Source organism: Kitasatospora sp. YST-16 (assembly GCF_026802215.1).
GTDB lineage: Bacteria > Actinomycetota > Actinomycetes > Streptomycetales > Streptomycetaceae > Kitasatospora > Kitasatospora cineracea.
Genome location: NZ_CP113837.1, coordinates 2,745,943 through 2,762,000, shown reverse-complemented (window position 1 = coordinate 2,762,000; position 16,058 = coordinate 2,745,943). Strand labels below are relative to the sequence as shown.

Below are 16,058 nucleotides of genomic sequence, written 5' to 3'. Positions count from 1 at the left end.
GAGAAGTCGTGCGGGCACAGTGTCCGCACGCCCGCTGCGGTACCTGGTACGGCCGTAGTCGGAGATACGAGGAGTAACCATGCCCCGTCCCACCAAGGGTGCCCGTCTCGGCGGCGGCCCGTCCCACGAGCCGCTCCTGCTGGCCGGCCTGGCCCGCGAGCTGTTCCAGTACGGCCGCATCACCACCACCGAGGCCAAGGCCCGTCGCCTGCGCCCGCTGGCGGAGAAGCTGATCACCAAGGCGAAGAAGGGCGACATCCACAACCGTCGCCTGGTGCGCAAGACCATCACCGACGTGTCGGTGCTGCACACCCTCTTCACCGAGATCGCCCCGCGGTTCGAGAACCGCCCCGGCGGCTACACCCGCATCACCAAGATCGGCAGCCGTCGCGGCGACAACGCCCCGATGGCCGTGATCGAGCTGGTCGAGGGCGAGATCGCCACCAAGGCGACCGTCGCCGAGGCCGAGGCCGCCGCCAAGCGCGCCGTCAAGGAGGCCGACCAGGCCGCCGAGGCGAAGGCCGACGAGGCCGCCGAGACCACCGAGGCCTGAGCCTCCGCGTAGTCTTCGTCCGGGCCCGCCCTCCCGCTCGTCGGGGGAGCGGGCCCGTTCGCATCCCAGCAGTGAGACAGGGGAGTTGGAGTGGTGAACGACTGCGCGGAGCTGCCGCCGGTGAAGGACGGCCCGGCGGACGGGCACACCCGGATCCGGCTGGACCTCGCCTACCACGGCGCGGAGTTCTCCGGCTGGGCCCGGCAGCGCGAACGGCGCACCGTGCAGGGCGAGTTGGAGGACGCGCTGCGGATCGTGCTGCGCAGCGAGGAGAACTTCCCGCTGACCGTGGCCGGCCGCACCGACGCCGGGGTGCACGCCCGCGGCCAGGTCGCGCACGTCGACCTGCCGGACGCGCTGTGGGCCCAGCACGGGCAGAAGCTGCTGCGCCGGCTGGCCGGGCGGCTGCCCGCCGACGTCCGGGTGTACCGGGTCTCCGAGGCGCCCCACGGCTTCGACGCCCGGTTCGCGGCGGTCTGGCGGCGCTACGCGTACCGGGTGGCCGACCACCCCGGCGGGGTCGACCCGCTGCTGCGCGGGCACGTGCTGTGGCACGACCGGCCGCTCGACCTGGCGAAGATGAACGAGGCGGCGGCGCTGCTGGTCGGCGAGCACGACTTCGCCGCGTACTGCAAGAAGCGCGAGGGCGCCACCACCATCCGCACCCTGCTGGAACTGCACTGGGACCGGGTGCCGATCGACCCGTACGCGGCCCAGGAGGGCTCGCTGGCGGTGGCCACCGTGCGGGCGGACGCGTTCTGCCACAACATGGTGCGCGCGCTGGTCGGGGCGATGCTGCTGGTCGGCGACGGGCACCGGCCGGTGGAGTTCCCGGGGGAGGTGCTGGCGGGCGGGGTGCGCAACTCGGCGGTCAACGTGATCCGGCCGCACGGGCTGACGCTGGAGGAGGTCGGCTACCCGGCCGACGACCTGCTCGCCGAGCGCAACCGGATCTCGCGGCGGCTGCGGACGCTGGGGGAGCCGGTCCCCGCGGGTGCTCCCGGCAGGTAAAGGGTTTGGTCGGCGGCGCGCGCCTTGGCACAATCCGAAGGCATGGGACACGTCGAGATTTCGCACCTTGAGTACTACCTGCCGGACGGGCGGGTGCTGTTCGACGACGCGTCCTTCCGGGTCGGCGAGGGCGCGGCCGTCGCGCTGGTCGGCGCCAACGGCGCGGGCAAGACCACGCTGCTGCGCATGATCGCGGGGGACACCCAGCCGCACGGCGGCTCGGTGACGGTCACCGGCGGGCTGGGCGTGATGCGGCAGTTCGTCGGCACCACCGGCCGGGAGAGCACCGAGGACGCCCCGGGCGCGCTGCCCGCCGACGCCTCGGTGCGCGACCTGCTGGTCTCCGTCGCCCCGAAGCGGATCGCCGACGCGGCCCGCGCGGTGGACGCCGCGGAGCTGGCGATGATCGCCCAGGACGACGAGAAGTCGCAGATGGCCTACGCCCAGGCGCTCTCCGACTGGTCGGACGCCGGCGGCTACGAGTACGAGGCCGACTGGGACGTCTGCACGACGGCCGCGCTCGGCATGCCGTTCGAGCGGGCCCAGTGGCGCGGCCTGAACACCCTCTCCGGCGGCGAGCAGAAGCGGCTGGTGCTGGAGGCGCTGCTGCGCGGCCCGGACGAGGTGCTGCTGCTCGACGAGCCGGACAACTACCTGGACGTGCCGGGCAAGCGCTGGCTGGAGGAGGCCATCAGGGCCACCAACAAGACCGTGCTGTACATCTCGCACGACCGCGAGCTGCTCTCCCGCACCGCCGAGAAGATCATCGCGGTGGAGTCCGGCGCGACCGGCTCCAGCGTCTGGGTGCACGGCGGCGGCTTCGACACCTTCCACGAGGCCCGCAAGGCCCGCTTCGAGCGCTTCGAGGAACTGCGCCGCCGCTGGGACGAGGAGCACGCCAAGCTGAAGAAGCTGGTGCTGACGCTCCGTCAGGCCGCCGCGGTCAGCCACGAGATGGCCTCCCGGTACGCCGCCGCGCAGACCAGGCTGAAGAAGTTCGAGGACGCCGGCCCGCCCGAGGCGCCGCCGCGCGAGCAGTCGATCACCATGCGGCTCAAGGGCGGCCGCACCGGCGTGCGGGCCTTCACCATGCAGGGCCTGGAGCTGTCCGGTCTGATGAAGCCCTTCGACCTGGAGGTCTTCTACGGCGAGCGGGTCGCGGTGCTGGGCTCCAACGGCTCCGGCAAGTCGCACTTCCTGCGGCTGCTGGCCGGCGACGACACGGTGAAGCACGGCGGCGAGTGGAAGCTCGGCGCCCGGGTCGTGCCGGGGCACTTCCGGCAGACCCACGCCCACCCCGAACTGCTCGGCCGCACGGTGCGCTCGATCGTCGAGGAGGAGCACGCGCTCTCCCGCGGCGCGGCGATGTCCGCGCTGCGCCGCTACGAGCTGGACCGGCAGGAGGAGCAGAAGTTCGAGTCGCTCTCCGGCGGCCAGCAGGCCCGGCTGATGATCCTCAAGCTGGAGCTGTCCGGCTCGACCGCGCTGCTGCTCGACGAGCCGACCGACAACCTGGACCTGGAGAGCGCCGAGGCGCTGCAGCAGGGCCTGGAGGCGTTCGACGGCACCGTGCTGTGCGTCACCCACGACCGCTGGTTCGCCCGCAGCTTCGACCGCTTCCTGGTGTTCGGCTCGGACGGCCGGGTCTACGAGGCCCCGGAGCCGGTCTGGGACGAGACCCGGGTCGTCCGGGACCGCTGAACCGGAGCCCGTCCCGCCGGGCCGGTTTGGATTCCACCCCACCGGCCCGGTAAGGTTGGCCGCTGTTGTGCGTATTGGCTCGCTCTATCTCACGTGAGAGGTCGGTACGCCGGAGACGACAGGCCGAACTCCAGCGGCTGCCCGAATTGCGTCCGGGCGGATCGGCTGGAGGCCCCGGGCCTTGGTGCTCCTGTCAGGACCCACTCACTGAAAAGCGAAGGCTACGACCGTGCGTACGTACAGCCCCAAGCCCGGCGACGTCCAGCGTCAGTGGCACGTCATCGACGCGACCGACGTCGTGCTCGGCCGCCTGGCCTCCCAGGCCGCCAACCTCCTGCGGGGCAAGCACAAGGCGATCTACGCGCCGCACGTTGACACTGGTGACTTCGTCATCATCATCAACGCCGACAAGGTGCACCTCTCGGGCAACAAGAAGACCCAGAAGCTGGCCTACCGCCACAGCGGCTTCCCGGGCGGTCTCCGCTCGGTCCGCTACGACGACCTGCTCGCGAACAACCCGGAGAAGGCCGTCGAGAAGGCCATCAAGGGCATGGTTCCGAAGAACAGCCTGGGCCGTCAGATGCTCTCGAAGCTGAAGGTCTACTCGGGCGACCAGCACCCGCACGCTGCGCAGCAGCCGGTGCCGTTCGAGATCACCCAGGTCGCGCAGTAATTCCGGCCACCACACACCCCAACTGACGTAGAAGAGCTGAGGAACACCGTGGCCGAGACTGCCATCGAGAGCACCCTCGAGGTCGACTTCGACGACGAGAACGTCGACGAGTACACCACCGAGACCGAGTACACCACCGAGTCGCTGGCCGGCCGCTTCGGCGAGGCCGTCCCCGGCGCCGGCCTCGGCCGCCGCAAGGAGGCGATCGCCCGCGTGCGCATCGTCCCCGGCACCGGCCAGTGGAAGATCAACGGTCGCACCCTGGAGAACTACTTCCCCAACAAGGTGCACCAGCAGACCGTGAACGAGCCCTTCAAGCTCCTGGAGCTGGACGGCCGCTACGACGTCATCGCCCGCATCGCGGGTGGCGGCGTGTCCGGTCAGGCCTACGCGCTGCGCCTCGGCGTGGCCCGCGCCCTGAACGAGGCGGACGTGGACAACAACCGCGCCGCGCTCAAGAAGGCCGGCTTCCTGACCCGTGACTCGCGCGCCGTCGAGCGCAAGAAGGCCGGTCTCAAGAAGGCCCGCAAGGCGCCGCAGTACAGCAAGCGCTAATCGCACCCTTCATGCGATCCTCGCCCCGGAGCACTCCAGTGCTCCGGGGCGTTGTGCCTCCCGGGCCGGTGCGGAGTCCGCGGGGGCGGCACCACCCGAGCCCGGTACAGGCGCGACAGAACGGACGAACGCGAACATGACACGACTCTTCGGTACGGACGGGGTGCGCGGTGTGGCCAACGAGGGCCTGACCGCGGAGCTGGCACTGGGCCTGTCGGTGGCCGCCGCGCACGTGCTCGGCGACGCCAACGCGTTCGAGGGCCACCGGCCGGTGGCCGTGGTCGGCCGGGACCCGCGGGCGTCCGGAGAGTTCCTGGAGGCCGCCGTGATCGCCGGCCTGGCCAGCGCCGGCGTCGACGTGCTGCGGGTCGGCGTGCTGCCCACCCCCGCGGTGGCCTACCTGACCGGCGCGCTCGGCGCGGACTTCGGCGTGATGCTCTCCGCCAGCCACAACGCGATGCCGGACAACGGCATCAAGTTCCTCGCCCGCGGCGGCCACAAGCTGGACGACGCGATCGAGGACGCGATCGAGGCGCACTACCGCCGCTACGGCGTCGGCGACGAGACCTGGACCCGCCCGACCGGCGGCGCGGTCGGCCGGGTCCGCCAGTACAACGAGGGCTTCGACCGGTACGTGGCGCACCTGGTCGCGGTGCTGCCGAACCGGCTCGACGGGGTCCGGGTCGTCATCGACGGCGCGCACGGCGCGGCCGCCCGGGTCGCCCCCGAGGCGTTCGCCCGGGCCGGCGCCGAGGTGGTGCACACCCTGGGCACCGAGCCGACCGGCCTGAACATCAACGACGGCGTCGGCTCCACCCACCTGGACAAGCTGCGCGCCGCGATGAAGGAGCACCGGGCCGACCTGGGCATCGCCCTGGACGGCGACGCCGACCGCTGCCTGGCCGCCGACGCGGACGGCAACGAGGTCGACGGCGACCAGATCATCGCCGTCCTCGCGGTCGCCATGAAGGAGGCCGGCACGCTGCGCGGCAACACCGCGGTCGCCACCGTGATGTCCAACCTGGGCTTCAAGCTGGCGATGGAGCGCGAGGGCGTCGAGCTGGTGCAGACCGCGGTCGGCGACCGGTACGTGCTGGAGGAGATGAAGCAGCACGGCTACGCGCTCGGCGGCGAGCAGTCCGGGCACGTCATCCTGCTCGACCACGCCACCACCGGTGACGGCACCCTGACCGGCCTGATGCTGGGCGCCCGGCTGGCCGCCACCAAGCAGCCGCTGGCCGATCTTGCCTCGGTCATGACCCGGCTCCCGCAGGTGCTGATCAACGTCAAGGGCGTGGACAAGAACCGGGTCGAGTCCTGCGTCGAGCTCCAGGCCGCGGTCGCCGAGGCGGAGGCCGAACTGGGCAGCACCGGCCGGGTCCTGCTGCGCAAGTCCGGCACGGAACCGCTGGTCCGGGTCATGGTCGAGGCGGTCGGCGAGGAGCAGGCGCAGGACGTCTGCCAGCGGCTCGCGGACGCGGTCCGGCTGCACCTGGGGTGACGGGCCGCGGGGCCCGCCGGGGCCCCGCGGCAGGCGCCTACTGCTGCGGGGCGGCGTTCTTCTTCACGGGGATCCACACCTGGTAGAAGCCGTTGCCGTAGCTGTTGCGGTAGGGGATGCTGACCAGCAGCCGGTACTTGCCCTCGGTGCGCAGCTGCTTGGTGAGCTTGTCGTCCAGGGCCCCGGTGACCGTCCGGTCGAACACCACGACGTCGAAGTAGCTGTCGGTGAGGGCGGCCTGGAAGCCCGCCTCGCCGGTGAGCAGCTTCTTGTCCTTGTTCTGGTAGGTGATCGTGTACGTGGACGTCCACTGGCCGAAGCCGACCTGCTTGCGCAGGTAGTAGCGCGGCACCGAGTTCGCCTCGACCAGGTAGTGGCCGTCGGGCACCAGTTGCCGGTTCAGGGTGGAGATCAGCTGGTCCGAGTTCGGCCAGGCGTGGTACAGGCTGGTGGACTGCACCATGCCGAGCACCAGCATGGTGACCCAGGCGAGGATGCCGAGCTGCGGGTGGCGGAAGTGCGAGCCGACCACGCGGGTGATGCCGAGGGCGGCCATCGGCGCGGCGAAGAGCAGGCCGTAGCCGATGTGCTTGTGCAGCGAGACGCTCTCGTGGATCCAGATCTGGTAGGCCGGGGCGAGCAGTGCGGTGCCGGTCAGCAGCAGGCCCATCAGGACCCGCCACAGCCGCCGTGGCACCCGGACGGCCTGCAGGGTGGGGGCCTCGTTCATCCGGCCCTTGCGGGCGTACAGGACGGTGCCCAGCAGCGCGAGGGCGAACAGCAGGCCGCCCCACTCGACGCAGTCGCGGAGCATCTCCGTCCGGACGCCGTGGCCGGTGGCGCGGCCGGTGGTGGTGGACTGCAGGCCCGCGAGGATGTCGGAGCCGGTGAGGCGCAGCGCCGCGTACGCGCCGCCGACCGCGACGGCGGGGATCAGGAACAGCCGCAGCAGCGACCGCCACGCGTGGTACGGGACGGCGGCCAGGCAGGCCAGCGCGACGACCACCGGGGCGTACATCAGCGAGGCGTACTTGACCGCGACGGCCAGCAGCAGGACCGGCGGGAGGGTCAGGGTGCTCAGCCACCAGCCGCGCCGGGCGGTGCGCACCGCCAGCCAGGCGGCGAGCGCGATCAGGAACAGCGCCATCGCGTCGTAGGTGGCCAGTGCGCCCATGAAGAGGGTGGACTGGGTGACCGCGAAGCAGCCCGCCGCGACCAGCGCGACCCGCTCGTTGAACAGCCGGCGGGTCATCATGTACAGCAGCGCGGTGGCGCCCAGCATGAACGCCAGCGACAGGGCGCGGGCGCCGGCCAGGCCGAAGTAGGCGTCGGCCGCGGCGGCCAGCGGCGGGTACAGCAGCGGCGATCCGGAGAAGTACGCGGCGAAGGAGTCCGGCAGCGGGGCGCCGCCGTTCAGGTGGTGCAGCTGGAGGTGGCCGGCGTACAGGTACAGGGCCTCGTCCTCGAAGGCGCTGTTGCCGAGCCGGAGCGTCAGCAGCGCCTGGGCGACCAGGATGCCCAGCAGCACCAGGCGGCTGATCCAGGTGCGGCGGCTGCTCGGCAGCGGGTCCCAGCCGACCTCGGGGACCTCGGGGAGGGTGTACCCGGGTTCGGCGGGTGCCGCCGGCTGCTCCGGGACCTCGGGTTCGGCGGTGAACCAGCCGAAGTTCCGTTCCGCGTGGTAGCGGTCCTCCCGGGCCGGGAACTCGGAGGAGTACGTGTCGTCGCGCTGCTGCGTCATCAGGGTTTTCTCGGATCGAAGCCGTACTGCGGGTCGGCGGCGTGCTCCTTGAACGCCTTCAGCGAACTGGGCGTCTTCTCGAGCCGCCAGTCGGCGCGCTTGCTGATGTTGAACCAGACGAAGCCGAGGACGTCGGGGTGCGCCTCGACGCCGGCGAACAACTGGTCGACGAACGAGGACGCCTTCCTGCCGGGTTCGGCGGCGGTCTCGCTGATGATGAACGGTTTGCCGCTGAACTTGCGGACCTGGTTCATGGTCGGGCCGTAGACCTGCTCGAAGTCCTTGTCGCAGCACTCGGTCCAGTAGCCGACCATGCCGATCCAGTCGACGTAGCCGTCGCCCGGGTAGTACGGCTGGAGGGCGACCTGCTGCACCGGGTTGACGATGTTCGGGCTCCACACCCAGATGACGTTGGACGCGCCGCGGTCCTGGAAGATGTCGTGGATCCGGTGCCACGCGGCGACGAAGTCCTCGGGGCTGTTCGTCTTGGTGCCCCAGTCGTACCAGTGGCCGTTCATCTCATGGGCGAAGCTGATCGCCACCGGCACGTTGGTCTTCTGCACCGCGGTGGCGAACGCCTTGATGTACGCGTCCGAGTCGCCCTTGCCGATGTCGGCCAGCGGGGTCTTGTGCGGTTCCCAGGCGATGTACGGCAGGGCGCCGTTCTGCCAGGTCAGCCGGACGCCGGTGGAGTCGAACTGGTCGCCCCAACCGGCGTAGTTCTCGATGACGTTGGGCTGCTTGCCGACCATCTCGGCGTACTTCTGCACCGGTTCCATGGAGGCCGGCGCGCCGTCCAGCGCGACACCGATGTACTTCTTCGCGGGCTGCAGCAGCGGCGTCAGGTCGACCGGGGCCTGGCTGCTGGGGGCGGCGGAGGCCACCTGGGTGTCGCCGGAACCGAAGGCGTCACCGCCGTTCGACGGTCCGGGCCGGTCGCAGCCCGGCAGCAGCATGAGCACACCGGCCAGCAGCAGGCAGGCGGTGGTCCTGGCTCGACGGGTCGGGTTCACGCGGCCTTCTCGCTTCGGGGCTGGAGGAGGGTGCGGCCGACCACCAGGGCGTAGAACAGCCCGGAGGCGAGCACCAGGGCGTAGTCCGGCGGGTACCCGGTCAGGATGCGCCAGACGGCGATGCCGACCCAGGCGAGCGCGGTGCCGCCGCCCCAGACCCACAGCCCGGTCCACAGCCGGCGGGTCCGGTTCTTCTTGGCGGTGCTGGAGCCGGTCGGCTGCCAGGCCATCCGCTTGCGGCGCAGGATGTCCCAGATCGCGAAGAAGTGCGCCCAGCCGTACATCATCCGGCAGGACCAGGCTTCCAGGCGGTACGGGACGCGGTGCCAGAGCGGGAAGATCACCGTGGTGTACACCAGGCTCGGCAGCACCAGCCAGAGCCGCTCGACCAGGAACATCTCCGGGTGCCAGATCAGCAGGACGAGCGGGATCACCGGCGACAGGAAGATGAAGATCGCGGTGTGGATGTAGTAGAAGAACCCGGACATGTAGCACAGCCGGCTGCCCCAGCGGAGCTTGGTGTCCCAGAACTTGCGGCTGCCGAGCAGGCTCATCGAGCCGGAGCACCAGCGGTACTGCTGGTTGTAGAAGGCGCCGGCGGTGTCCGGGCAGACCCCGGTGGCCAGTGCCAGCGGCACGTAGCGCAGTCCCCAGCCGAGGCGGCGCAGGTCGAAGCCGGTGTGCACGTCCTCGGAGTGTTCGATCAGGGTGGTGCCGCCGTTCTCCTCCAGCGCGGACCGCCGGTAGACGGCGCAGCTGCCGACGCAGATCGCGCCGTCCCTGGCCTGCCGGGAGACCTGCACGGAACGGTAGAACAGCTCCTGCACGGCGCCGGCGCCGCGCTCGACCCAGCTCTGCGAGTCCAGGACCCGGAAGTACTGCGGGGACTGCACGATGCCGAGCTTCGGGTCGGCCTCCAGGTGCGGGAGGAGTTCGTTCAGCAGGTCGGCGCGCGGGGTGAAGTCGGCGTCCAGGATGAGGATGTACTCGCCGTCGGAGTTGCCGAACCCGAAGTGCAGGTTGCCCGCCTTCTTGTACCAGCCGCGGTTCGGGCGGGTGCCGTAGCGGAAGCCGAAGTCGGCGGCCATCGCTTCGAGTTCGGGGCTGGCCGAGTCGTCGAGGACGTAGGGCATGCACAGGCCGGGGTAGTGGTCGGCCATCTCCCGGACGTGCGTCCAGGTGTTGTGCAGGATCTCGATCGGCTCGCCGCACACCGGGAGGAAGACGTCGACCGCGGGGTACTCCTGGGGGCGCCAGGAACGCACCAGCTGCCGGTGGCCCTTGAGGTCGAAATCGCCGTTGAGGCCGGTGACCCGCAGCGAGATCAGGTAGTAGACCACGGTGAACAGCAGGAACGGCGAGTAGATCCACAGCCAGGGCGTGTTCGCGAGCAGGGTGGCCTGACTGGCGGCCAGGCAGCCGAAGCTGATCAGCGAGCTGAGCGTCAGCACCCACAGGTGGCGCTTGGCGTACGAGAACTTCTCGCTGTCGTCCGGCGGTTGCGGCAGCAGTCCGAGCTGCGGTGCGACCGGGTCCCTGCGGCGGCGCTGGGCGGGGACGGCTGCGCGGCGCCGGCTGCGGCGCGTCGATTCGGTACTGCTGGACAAGAGGGCCCCCGTGGCCGTGCTTCGGACTCGATTTCAGCCTGCCTGCGCGGAGATCGGCGTGAACCGGCGGCCGCTAGAGCTTAGCCGACGGCGTTCGCCGGGCCGGGGCCGGGTAGTGACGTTTGCATTACGGTGCGAGGCGCCGACGGGGCGGAAAGCGGACATTTCGGTTTGCTATGGAGGCGGCATCACCGAATGGGCGCACATGCCCTAGCATTCACGCACATGAGCGATGGGATGGGTGTACCGCAGAGTCCGAACACTCCTGGCGGCCAGCCGCAGCAGCCTTACAACGGCGCTCAGCCGGTGCCCGGACAGCCGCCGGTCCAGGGCCCGCCGATGCAGGGCCCGCCGGTCCAGGGCCCGCCGCCGTTCCCGCAGCAGCCCCAGCCCCAGCAGTGGCAGCAGCCACAGTACTCCTACCCGGGGCCGCCTCCGCTGCAGCAGCCGTCCGGGCCGGACTGGCAGCAACTCGCCGACGAGCGCGAGGCGCAGGCGCGCCGCAAGCGGCTGATGGTCACCCTGAGCATCGGCATCGGCGTGGCGGTGCTCGCCGCGGGCGGGGTCGCCATCGCGCTGCTGAGCCAGGGCAGCGACCAGCCGGACCCGATCGCCTCGGGCTCGGCCACCCCCTCCGCCCCGGCCTCCGGTTCCGCCAAGCCGTCGGCCTCCGGTTCCGCCAAGCCCTCGGCCAGTTCGTCGCCGGGCAAGACCCTGCCGCCGGCGATCACCATCGACGCGCTCTTCGCCGACCAGTCGCTCAACATCGGCGGGCACAACTACGTCCGCAAGACCACCGTCACCGACACCCCGTGCTGGAAGGCAACCGGCAACGGCCTCGGCGACGTCCTCAGCAACGCGAACTGCGACCAGCTGATGCGCGGCACCTACTACACCGGCAACACGGCGGTGACGGTGGGCGTCGCGACCTTCAAGAGCGAGGCCGACGCGGCCAAGGCGGGCAACGGCTTGAAGGGGCAGATCCAGCCGCTGTTCGGCAAGGACAACGTCACCGAGTTCTGCCGCAACGTGGCCTGCGCGTCGACCGGCCGGGTCGAGGGCCGCTACCTGGTGTTCACCATCGCGGGCCCGATCAGCGGCGGCGCGGGCGACCAGGACCCGGTGGCCCAGAGCTCCGGCAAGGAACTCGACGGCTACTTCGACCAGTTGCTGGCCAAGGGGGCCTGACAGTCGAACGAGGGGGACGGAACGGATGAACCGCCGATCGTGGTGCCGCGGTGCGGCAGCGCTGGTGCTGCTCGCCGCCGGGGTGTCGTGCTCGGCGCAGTCCGACGGCACCGGCCCGGCCGGTGCGATGTTCGGCGAGGACGCGGACCAGTCCCCGTCCCCGACGGCCACCGCCCCGCCGCCGTCCCCCACCCGGCCCACCAAGGACGAGCTGCTCCGTTCCGCCGGGGTGTACTTCGGGGTGAGCACCTACCAGACGCCGTTGGCGTCCGAGACCGACGCGGTCGCGGCGGCGGCCGGCAAGCGGCCGACGATGCTGCAGTACTTCCTGGACTGGCGCAAGGAGTTCGACCCGGCGACGGTGCGGGAGATCTACCGGCAGGGCGCGGTGCCGATGCTCACCTGGGAGCCCGGGGACGCCCCGTACGAGGCCGACCAGCCGTGGTACTCGACCCGCCGGATCGCCTCCGGCGAGTTCGACGCCTACATCACCCGCTTCGCCCGGGGAGTGCGCGACCAGCAGTGGCCGGTGGTGCTGCGGTTCGCGCACGAGATGAACGGCGACTGGTACCCGTGGGCGGCGAAGGCGAACGGCAACCGGCCGGGCGACTACGCGGCGGCCTGGCGGCACGTGCACGACATCTTCGCCCAGGAGCACGCGGACAACGTCATCTGGCTGTGGAGCCCGAACGTGCTGCGCGGCACCTCCGCGGACCTGCAGAGTCTCTACCCGGGCGACGCGTACGTCGACTGGCTGGGGATGGACGGCTACGGCTTCGGCGAGAGCACGGCCTCCGAAGTCCTCGACCCGACCTACATCCGGCTGCGGGAGATCGCCGACAAGCCGGTGTTCGTCTCGGAGACCGGCGCGATGCCCGACCCGGGCAAGCCCGGCTGGATCACCGACCTGTTCCAGTGGATCGCCGACCACCCGAAGGTGCCGGGCTTCGTCTGGTTCGAGCACAGCGTCGAGCAGGGCGGCCGCTACGACTACCGGTTCGCCGCCGACCCGGCCGCCCGCGAGGCGTTCGCGGACGGCCTGGCCACGCTGAAACTGCGCACCTGGCCCGTGACGGGGAAGCCCCCGTCCTGAGGCGGGCCGCCCCGGTGCCGCTCAGAGCTTGCGCAGCAGCGCCCGGCGGACCTTGTGGTCCTGCCCCTTCTGCAGCACCAGGGTGGCCCGGCCGCGGGTGGGCAGCACGTTCTCCAGCAGGTTCGGCTTGTTGATGGTCCGCCAGACCTGTCGGCCGTAGTCCATCGCCTCCTCCTCCGGCACCTCGGTGAACCGCCGGAAGTAGGAGTTCGGGTCCTGGAACGCGGTCTGCCGCAGCTTGCGGAACCGGTCCAGGTACCAGGCCTCGATGTCGTCGGTGCGGGCGTCGACGTAGATCGAGAAGTCGAAGTAGTCGGCGACCGCCATCCTGGTCCGCCCGTCGGTGCCGGGCAGGGCCGGCTGCAGCACGTTCAGGCCCTCGACGATCAGGATGTCCGGGCGCTCCACCACCAGTTGCTCGTCCGGGACGATGTCGTACACCAGGTGCGAGTACACCGGCGCGGTCACCCGCTCCTTGCCGGCCTTCACGTCCGCGACGAAGCGCATCAGCGCCCGCCGGTCGTACGACTCGGGGAAGCCCTTGCGGGCCATCAGGCCGCGCCGGCGCAGCTCCGCGTTGGGCAGCAGGAAGCCGTCGGTGGTCACCAGCTCGACCCGGGGGTGCTCGGGCCAGCGGGCCAGCAGCGCCTGCAGCAGCCGGGCGGTGGTGGACTTGCCGACCGCGACCGAGCCGGCCACGCCGATGATGAACGGGGTGCGCACCCGCTCGGTGTCCGGGGTGTCCAGGAACGTGCCCACCGCGCCGCGCAGTTCGTGCGTGGCGTGGATGTACAGGTTCAGCAGCCGGGACAGCGGGAGGTAGACGTCGCGGACCTCGTCGAGGTCCATCGCGGTGCCGAGCCCGCGCAGGCGCTCGACCTCCTCGGCGGTCAGCGGCAGCGGGGTGCGCTCGCGCAGCGCACTCCACTCGGCGCGGTCCAGATCCACGTACGGGGAGGGAGTGGGCGCGGACGGCGCACCCTTCGTACAGAGTTCGGTCAGCACGGTGTCCATTGTGGGCCGTCTCCGGGGCGACGGGTGTTGTGGTGTCGGTCACCCGGTGTGGTCACCCGACCCCCCGGGGCCCGAACAAGCGCACTTATGCTGGCGCACATGTGCGGAATTGTTGGATATACCGGGCCTCAGGCGGCCCTCGACGTAGTGATCGCAGGTCTGCGGAGGCTGGAGTACCGGGGCTACGACTCGGCCGGCGTCGCGGTGCAGACCGCAGGAGCCGACGGGCAGTGGCTCCTGTCCACCGACAAACGGGCCGGAAAGCTCGTCAACCTCGAGAAGTCGCTGGCCGAAACCCCTCTCCCGGCCGGCACCACGGGCATCGGACACACCCGGTGGGCCACCCACGGCGGCCCCACCGACGCCAACGCCCACCCCCACCTCGACGACCACCGCAAGGTCGCGGTCGTCCACAACGGCATCATCGAGAACTTCGCGCGGCTGCGCGCCGACCTCACCGACCGGGGCCACACCCTCCGCTCCGAGACCGACACCGAGGTCGTCGCCCACCTGCTCGCCGAGGCCTACGACGGCGACCTGGCCGAGGCCATGCGCGCCGTCTGCCGCCAGCTCGACGGCGCCTTCACCCTCGTCGCGGTGCACGCCGACGCCCCCGGCACGGTGGTCGGCGCCCGCCGCAACTCGCCGCTGGTGGTGGGCGTCGGCGACGGCGAGAACTTCCTCGCCTCGGACGTCGCCGCGTTCATCGCGCACACCCGCGAGGCCATCGAGCTCGGCCAGGACCAGGTCGTCGAACTGCGCCCCGAGGGCGTCACGGTGACCAACTTCGACGGCACCCCCGCCGAGGTCCGCGAGTACCACGTCGACTGGGACGCCTCGGCCGCCGAGAAGGGCGGCTACGACTACTTCATGCTCAAGGAGATCGCCGAGCAGCCGAAGGCCGTCGCCGACACCCTCCTCGGCCGGATCGGCACCGACGGCCGGCTCACCCTCGACGAGCTGCGCATCCCCGACCAGGTGCTGCGCGAGGTCGACAAGGTGGTGATCGTCGCCTGCGGCACCGCGTTCCACGCCGGCATGATCGCCAAGTACGCGATCGAGCACTGGACCCGCGTCCCCTGCGAGGTCGAGGTCGCCAGCGAGTTCCGCTACCGCGACCCGATCATGGACGACCGCACCCTGGTGATCGCCATCTCGCAGTCCGGCGAGACCATGGACACCCTGATGGCGCTGCGGCACGCCCGCGAGCAGGGCGCCAAGGTGCTGGCGATCTGCAACACCAACGGCTCGACCATCCCGCGCGAGTCCGACGCCGTCCTCTACACCCACGCCGGCCCCGAGGTCGCGGTCGCCTCCACCAAGGCGTTCCTCACCCAGCTGGTCGCCTGCTACCTGGTCGCCCTCTACCTCGGCCAGGTCCGCGGCACCAAGTGGGGCGACGAGATCTCCTCCGTGATCCGCGAACTCGGCGACGCCCCCCGGCAGGTCGAGCAGGTCCTCGGCACCATGGAGCCGGTCCGCGCCCTCGCCCGCTCGCTGGCCGACGCCCGCTCGGTGCTCTTCCTCGGCCGGCACGTCGGCTACCCCGTGGCCCTCGAAGGCGCGCTCAAGCTCAAGGAGCTCGCCTACATGCACGCCGAGGGCTTCGCCGCCGGCGAGCTCAAGCACGGCCCGATCGCCCTGATCGAGGAGGGCCTGCCGGTCGTCGTCGTGGTGCCCTCGCCGCGCGGCCGCTCGATCCTGCACGACAAGATCGTCTCCAACATCCAGGAGATCCGGGCCCGCGGCGCCCGCACCATCGTGATCGCCGAGGAGGGCGACGAGGCCGTCGTCCCCTACGCCGACCACCTGATCCGCATCCCGGTCACCCCGACCCTGCTCCAGCCCCTGGTCTCCACCGTCCCGCTCCAGGTCTTCGCCTGCGAGCTGGCCACCGCCAAGGGCCACGAGGTCGACCAGCCGCGCAACCTGGCCAAGTCCGTCACGGTCGAGTAGCCGCGTATCGTCCCTGCCTGGAGGTGGACGTCCACCTCCAGGCAGGGACGAAGGAGCGGGACGTGATCATCGGGGTCGGCATCGACGTGGCGGACATCGGACGGTTCGGGGAGTCCCTGGAACGCACCCCCGGGCTCGCCGAACGCCTCTTCACCCCCGCCGAACTCACCCTCCCCTCCGGCCTGCGCCGCGGCACCGCCTCGCTGGCCGCCCGGTTCGCCGCCAAGGAGGCCGTCGCCAAGGCCCTCGGCGCCCCGCCCGGCCTGCGCTGGGAGGACGCCGAAGTCCGGGTCGAGGACTCCGGCCGCCCCCTGCTGCACATCACCGGCACCGTCGAGGCCCGCGCCGCCGCGCTCGGCGTCACCTCCTGGCACGTCTCGCTCAGCCACGACGCGGGCGTCGCCTCGGCCGTCGTCATCGCGGAAGGGTAGTCAGGGGGCTCCGGTGGAAAC

General features: G+C 71.1%; 14 protein-coding genes. 10 read left to right on the top strand and 4 right to left on the bottom strand.

The features are described from left to right. Positions 1 to 79 precede the first annotated feature (79 nt). From rplQ to glmM, 6 genes are all read left to right on the top strand, one after another. Positions 80 to 553 carry a 50S ribosomal protein L17 gene (rplQ, locus tag OU787_RS12395; protein ID WP_030457403.1) on the top strand — a complete coding sequence of 158 codons (474 nt, stop codon included), beginning with the start codon at positions 80 to 82 and terminating at the stop codon, positions 551 to 553. Between the two features lie 120 nt (positions 554 to 673). Continuing rightward, entirely contained in the window at positions 674 to 1,564 is an 891-nt protein-coding gene (truA, locus tag OU787_RS12390; protein ID WP_442788629.1) for a tRNA pseudouridine(38-40) synthase TruA, read from the top strand. Positions 1,565 to 1,606: 42 nt separating this feature from the next. After that, the gene (locus tag OU787_RS12385) at positions 1,607 to 3,265 is read left to right on the top strand and encodes an ABC-F family ATP-binding cassette domain-containing protein (RefSeq protein ID WP_268659360.1); all 1,659 of its coding nucleotides are present in this window, start codon (positions 1,607 to 1,609) and stop codon (positions 3,263 to 3,265) included. 229 nt (positions 3,266 to 3,494) lie between these two features. After that, positions 3,495 to 3,938, top strand: a complete 444-nt coding sequence (rplM, locus tag OU787_RS12380) for a 50S ribosomal protein L13 (RefSeq protein ID WP_014136251.1) — start codon at positions 3,495 to 3,497, stop codon at positions 3,936 to 3,938. 48 nt (positions 3,939 to 3,986) lie between these two features. Next, positions 3,987 to 4,493: a 30S ribosomal protein S9 gene (gene rpsI / locus OU787_RS12375; RefSeq protein ID WP_030457400.1), complete on the top strand. Its 507-nt coding sequence runs from the start codon at positions 3,987 to 3,989 to the stop codon at positions 4,491 to 4,493. Between the two features lie 136 nt (positions 4,494 to 4,629). Further along, positions 4,630 to 5,994, top strand: a complete 1,365-nt coding sequence (gene glmM, locus OU787_RS12370; RefSeq protein ID WP_268659359.1) for a phosphoglucosamine mutase — start codon at positions 4,630 to 4,632, stop codon at positions 5,992 to 5,994. 37 nt (positions 5,995 to 6,031) lie between these two features. On the opposite strand, the gene OU787_RS12365 is transcribed toward glmM, so the two are convergent. From OU787_RS12365 to OU787_RS12355, 3 genes are read right to left on the bottom strand one after another with little or no spacing between them, the layout of a single operon-like run. After that, on the bottom strand, positions 6,032 to 7,735 hold the full coding sequence (locus tag OU787_RS12365) for an ArnT family glycosyltransferase (protein WP_268659358.1): 1,704 nt from the start codon (positions 7,733 to 7,735) through the stop codon (positions 6,032 to 6,034). After that, positions 7,735 to 8,748, bottom strand: a complete 1,014-nt coding sequence (locus OU787_RS12360) for a glycoside hydrolase family 26 protein (protein ID WP_268659357.1) — start codon at positions 8,746 to 8,748, stop codon at positions 7,735 to 7,737. Before OU787_RS12360 ends, OU787_RS12365 begins: the two co-directional genes overlap by 1 nt. Next, positions 8,745 to 10,355, bottom strand: a complete 1,611-nt coding sequence (locus tag OU787_RS12355; RefSeq protein ID WP_442788458.1) for a glycosyltransferase family 2 protein — start codon at positions 10,353 to 10,355, stop codon at positions 8,745 to 8,747. The genes OU787_RS12360 and OU787_RS12355 overlap by 4 nt, the downstream gene beginning before the upstream one ends. Before the next feature lie 225 nt (positions 10,356 to 10,580). Here OU787_RS12355 and OU787_RS12350 point away from each other — a divergent pair, with 225 nt between their 5' ends. Both OU787_RS12350 and OU787_RS12345 read left to right on the top strand, forming a co-directional pair. Next, a complete protein-coding gene (locus tag OU787_RS12350) occupies positions 10,581 to 11,543 on the top strand; it encodes a hypothetical protein (RefSeq protein WP_268659356.1) in 963 nt (320 codons plus the stop codon). A gap of 25 nt (positions 11,544 to 11,568) precedes the next feature. Beyond that, a complete protein-coding gene (locus tag OU787_RS12345; RefSeq protein WP_268659355.1) occupies positions 11,569 to 12,636 on the top strand; it encodes a glycoside hydrolase family 26 protein in 1,068 nt (355 codons plus the stop codon). 21 nt (positions 12,637 to 12,657) lie between these two features. Here the strand turns inward: OU787_RS12345 and coaA are convergent, their stop codons facing one another. Beyond that, positions 12,658 to 13,650: a type I pantothenate kinase gene (coaA, locus tag OU787_RS12340; RefSeq protein ID WP_030457394.1), complete on the bottom strand. Its 993-nt coding sequence runs from the start codon at positions 13,648 to 13,650 to the stop codon at positions 12,658 to 12,660. A 99-nt stretch (positions 13,651 to 13,749) separates the two neighbouring features. Here coaA and glmS point away from each other — a divergent pair, with 99 nt between their 5' ends. Together glmS and OU787_RS12330 are read left to right on the top strand one after the other, a co-directional pair. Beyond that, positions 13,750 to 15,606, top strand: coding sequence for a glutamine--fructose-6-phosphate transaminase (isomerizing) (gene glmS / locus OU787_RS12335; protein ID WP_030457393.1), 1,857 nt, complete (start codon positions 13,750 to 13,752; stop codon positions 15,604 to 15,606). A gap of 62 nt (positions 15,607 to 15,668) precedes the next feature. Next, positions 15,669 to 16,037 carry a holo-ACP synthase gene (locus tag OU787_RS12330; RefSeq protein WP_030457392.1) on the top strand — a complete coding sequence of 123 codons (369 nt, stop codon included), beginning with the start codon at positions 15,669 to 15,671 and terminating at the stop codon, positions 16,035 to 16,037. Positions 16,038 to 16,058: the final 21 nt, after the last annotated feature.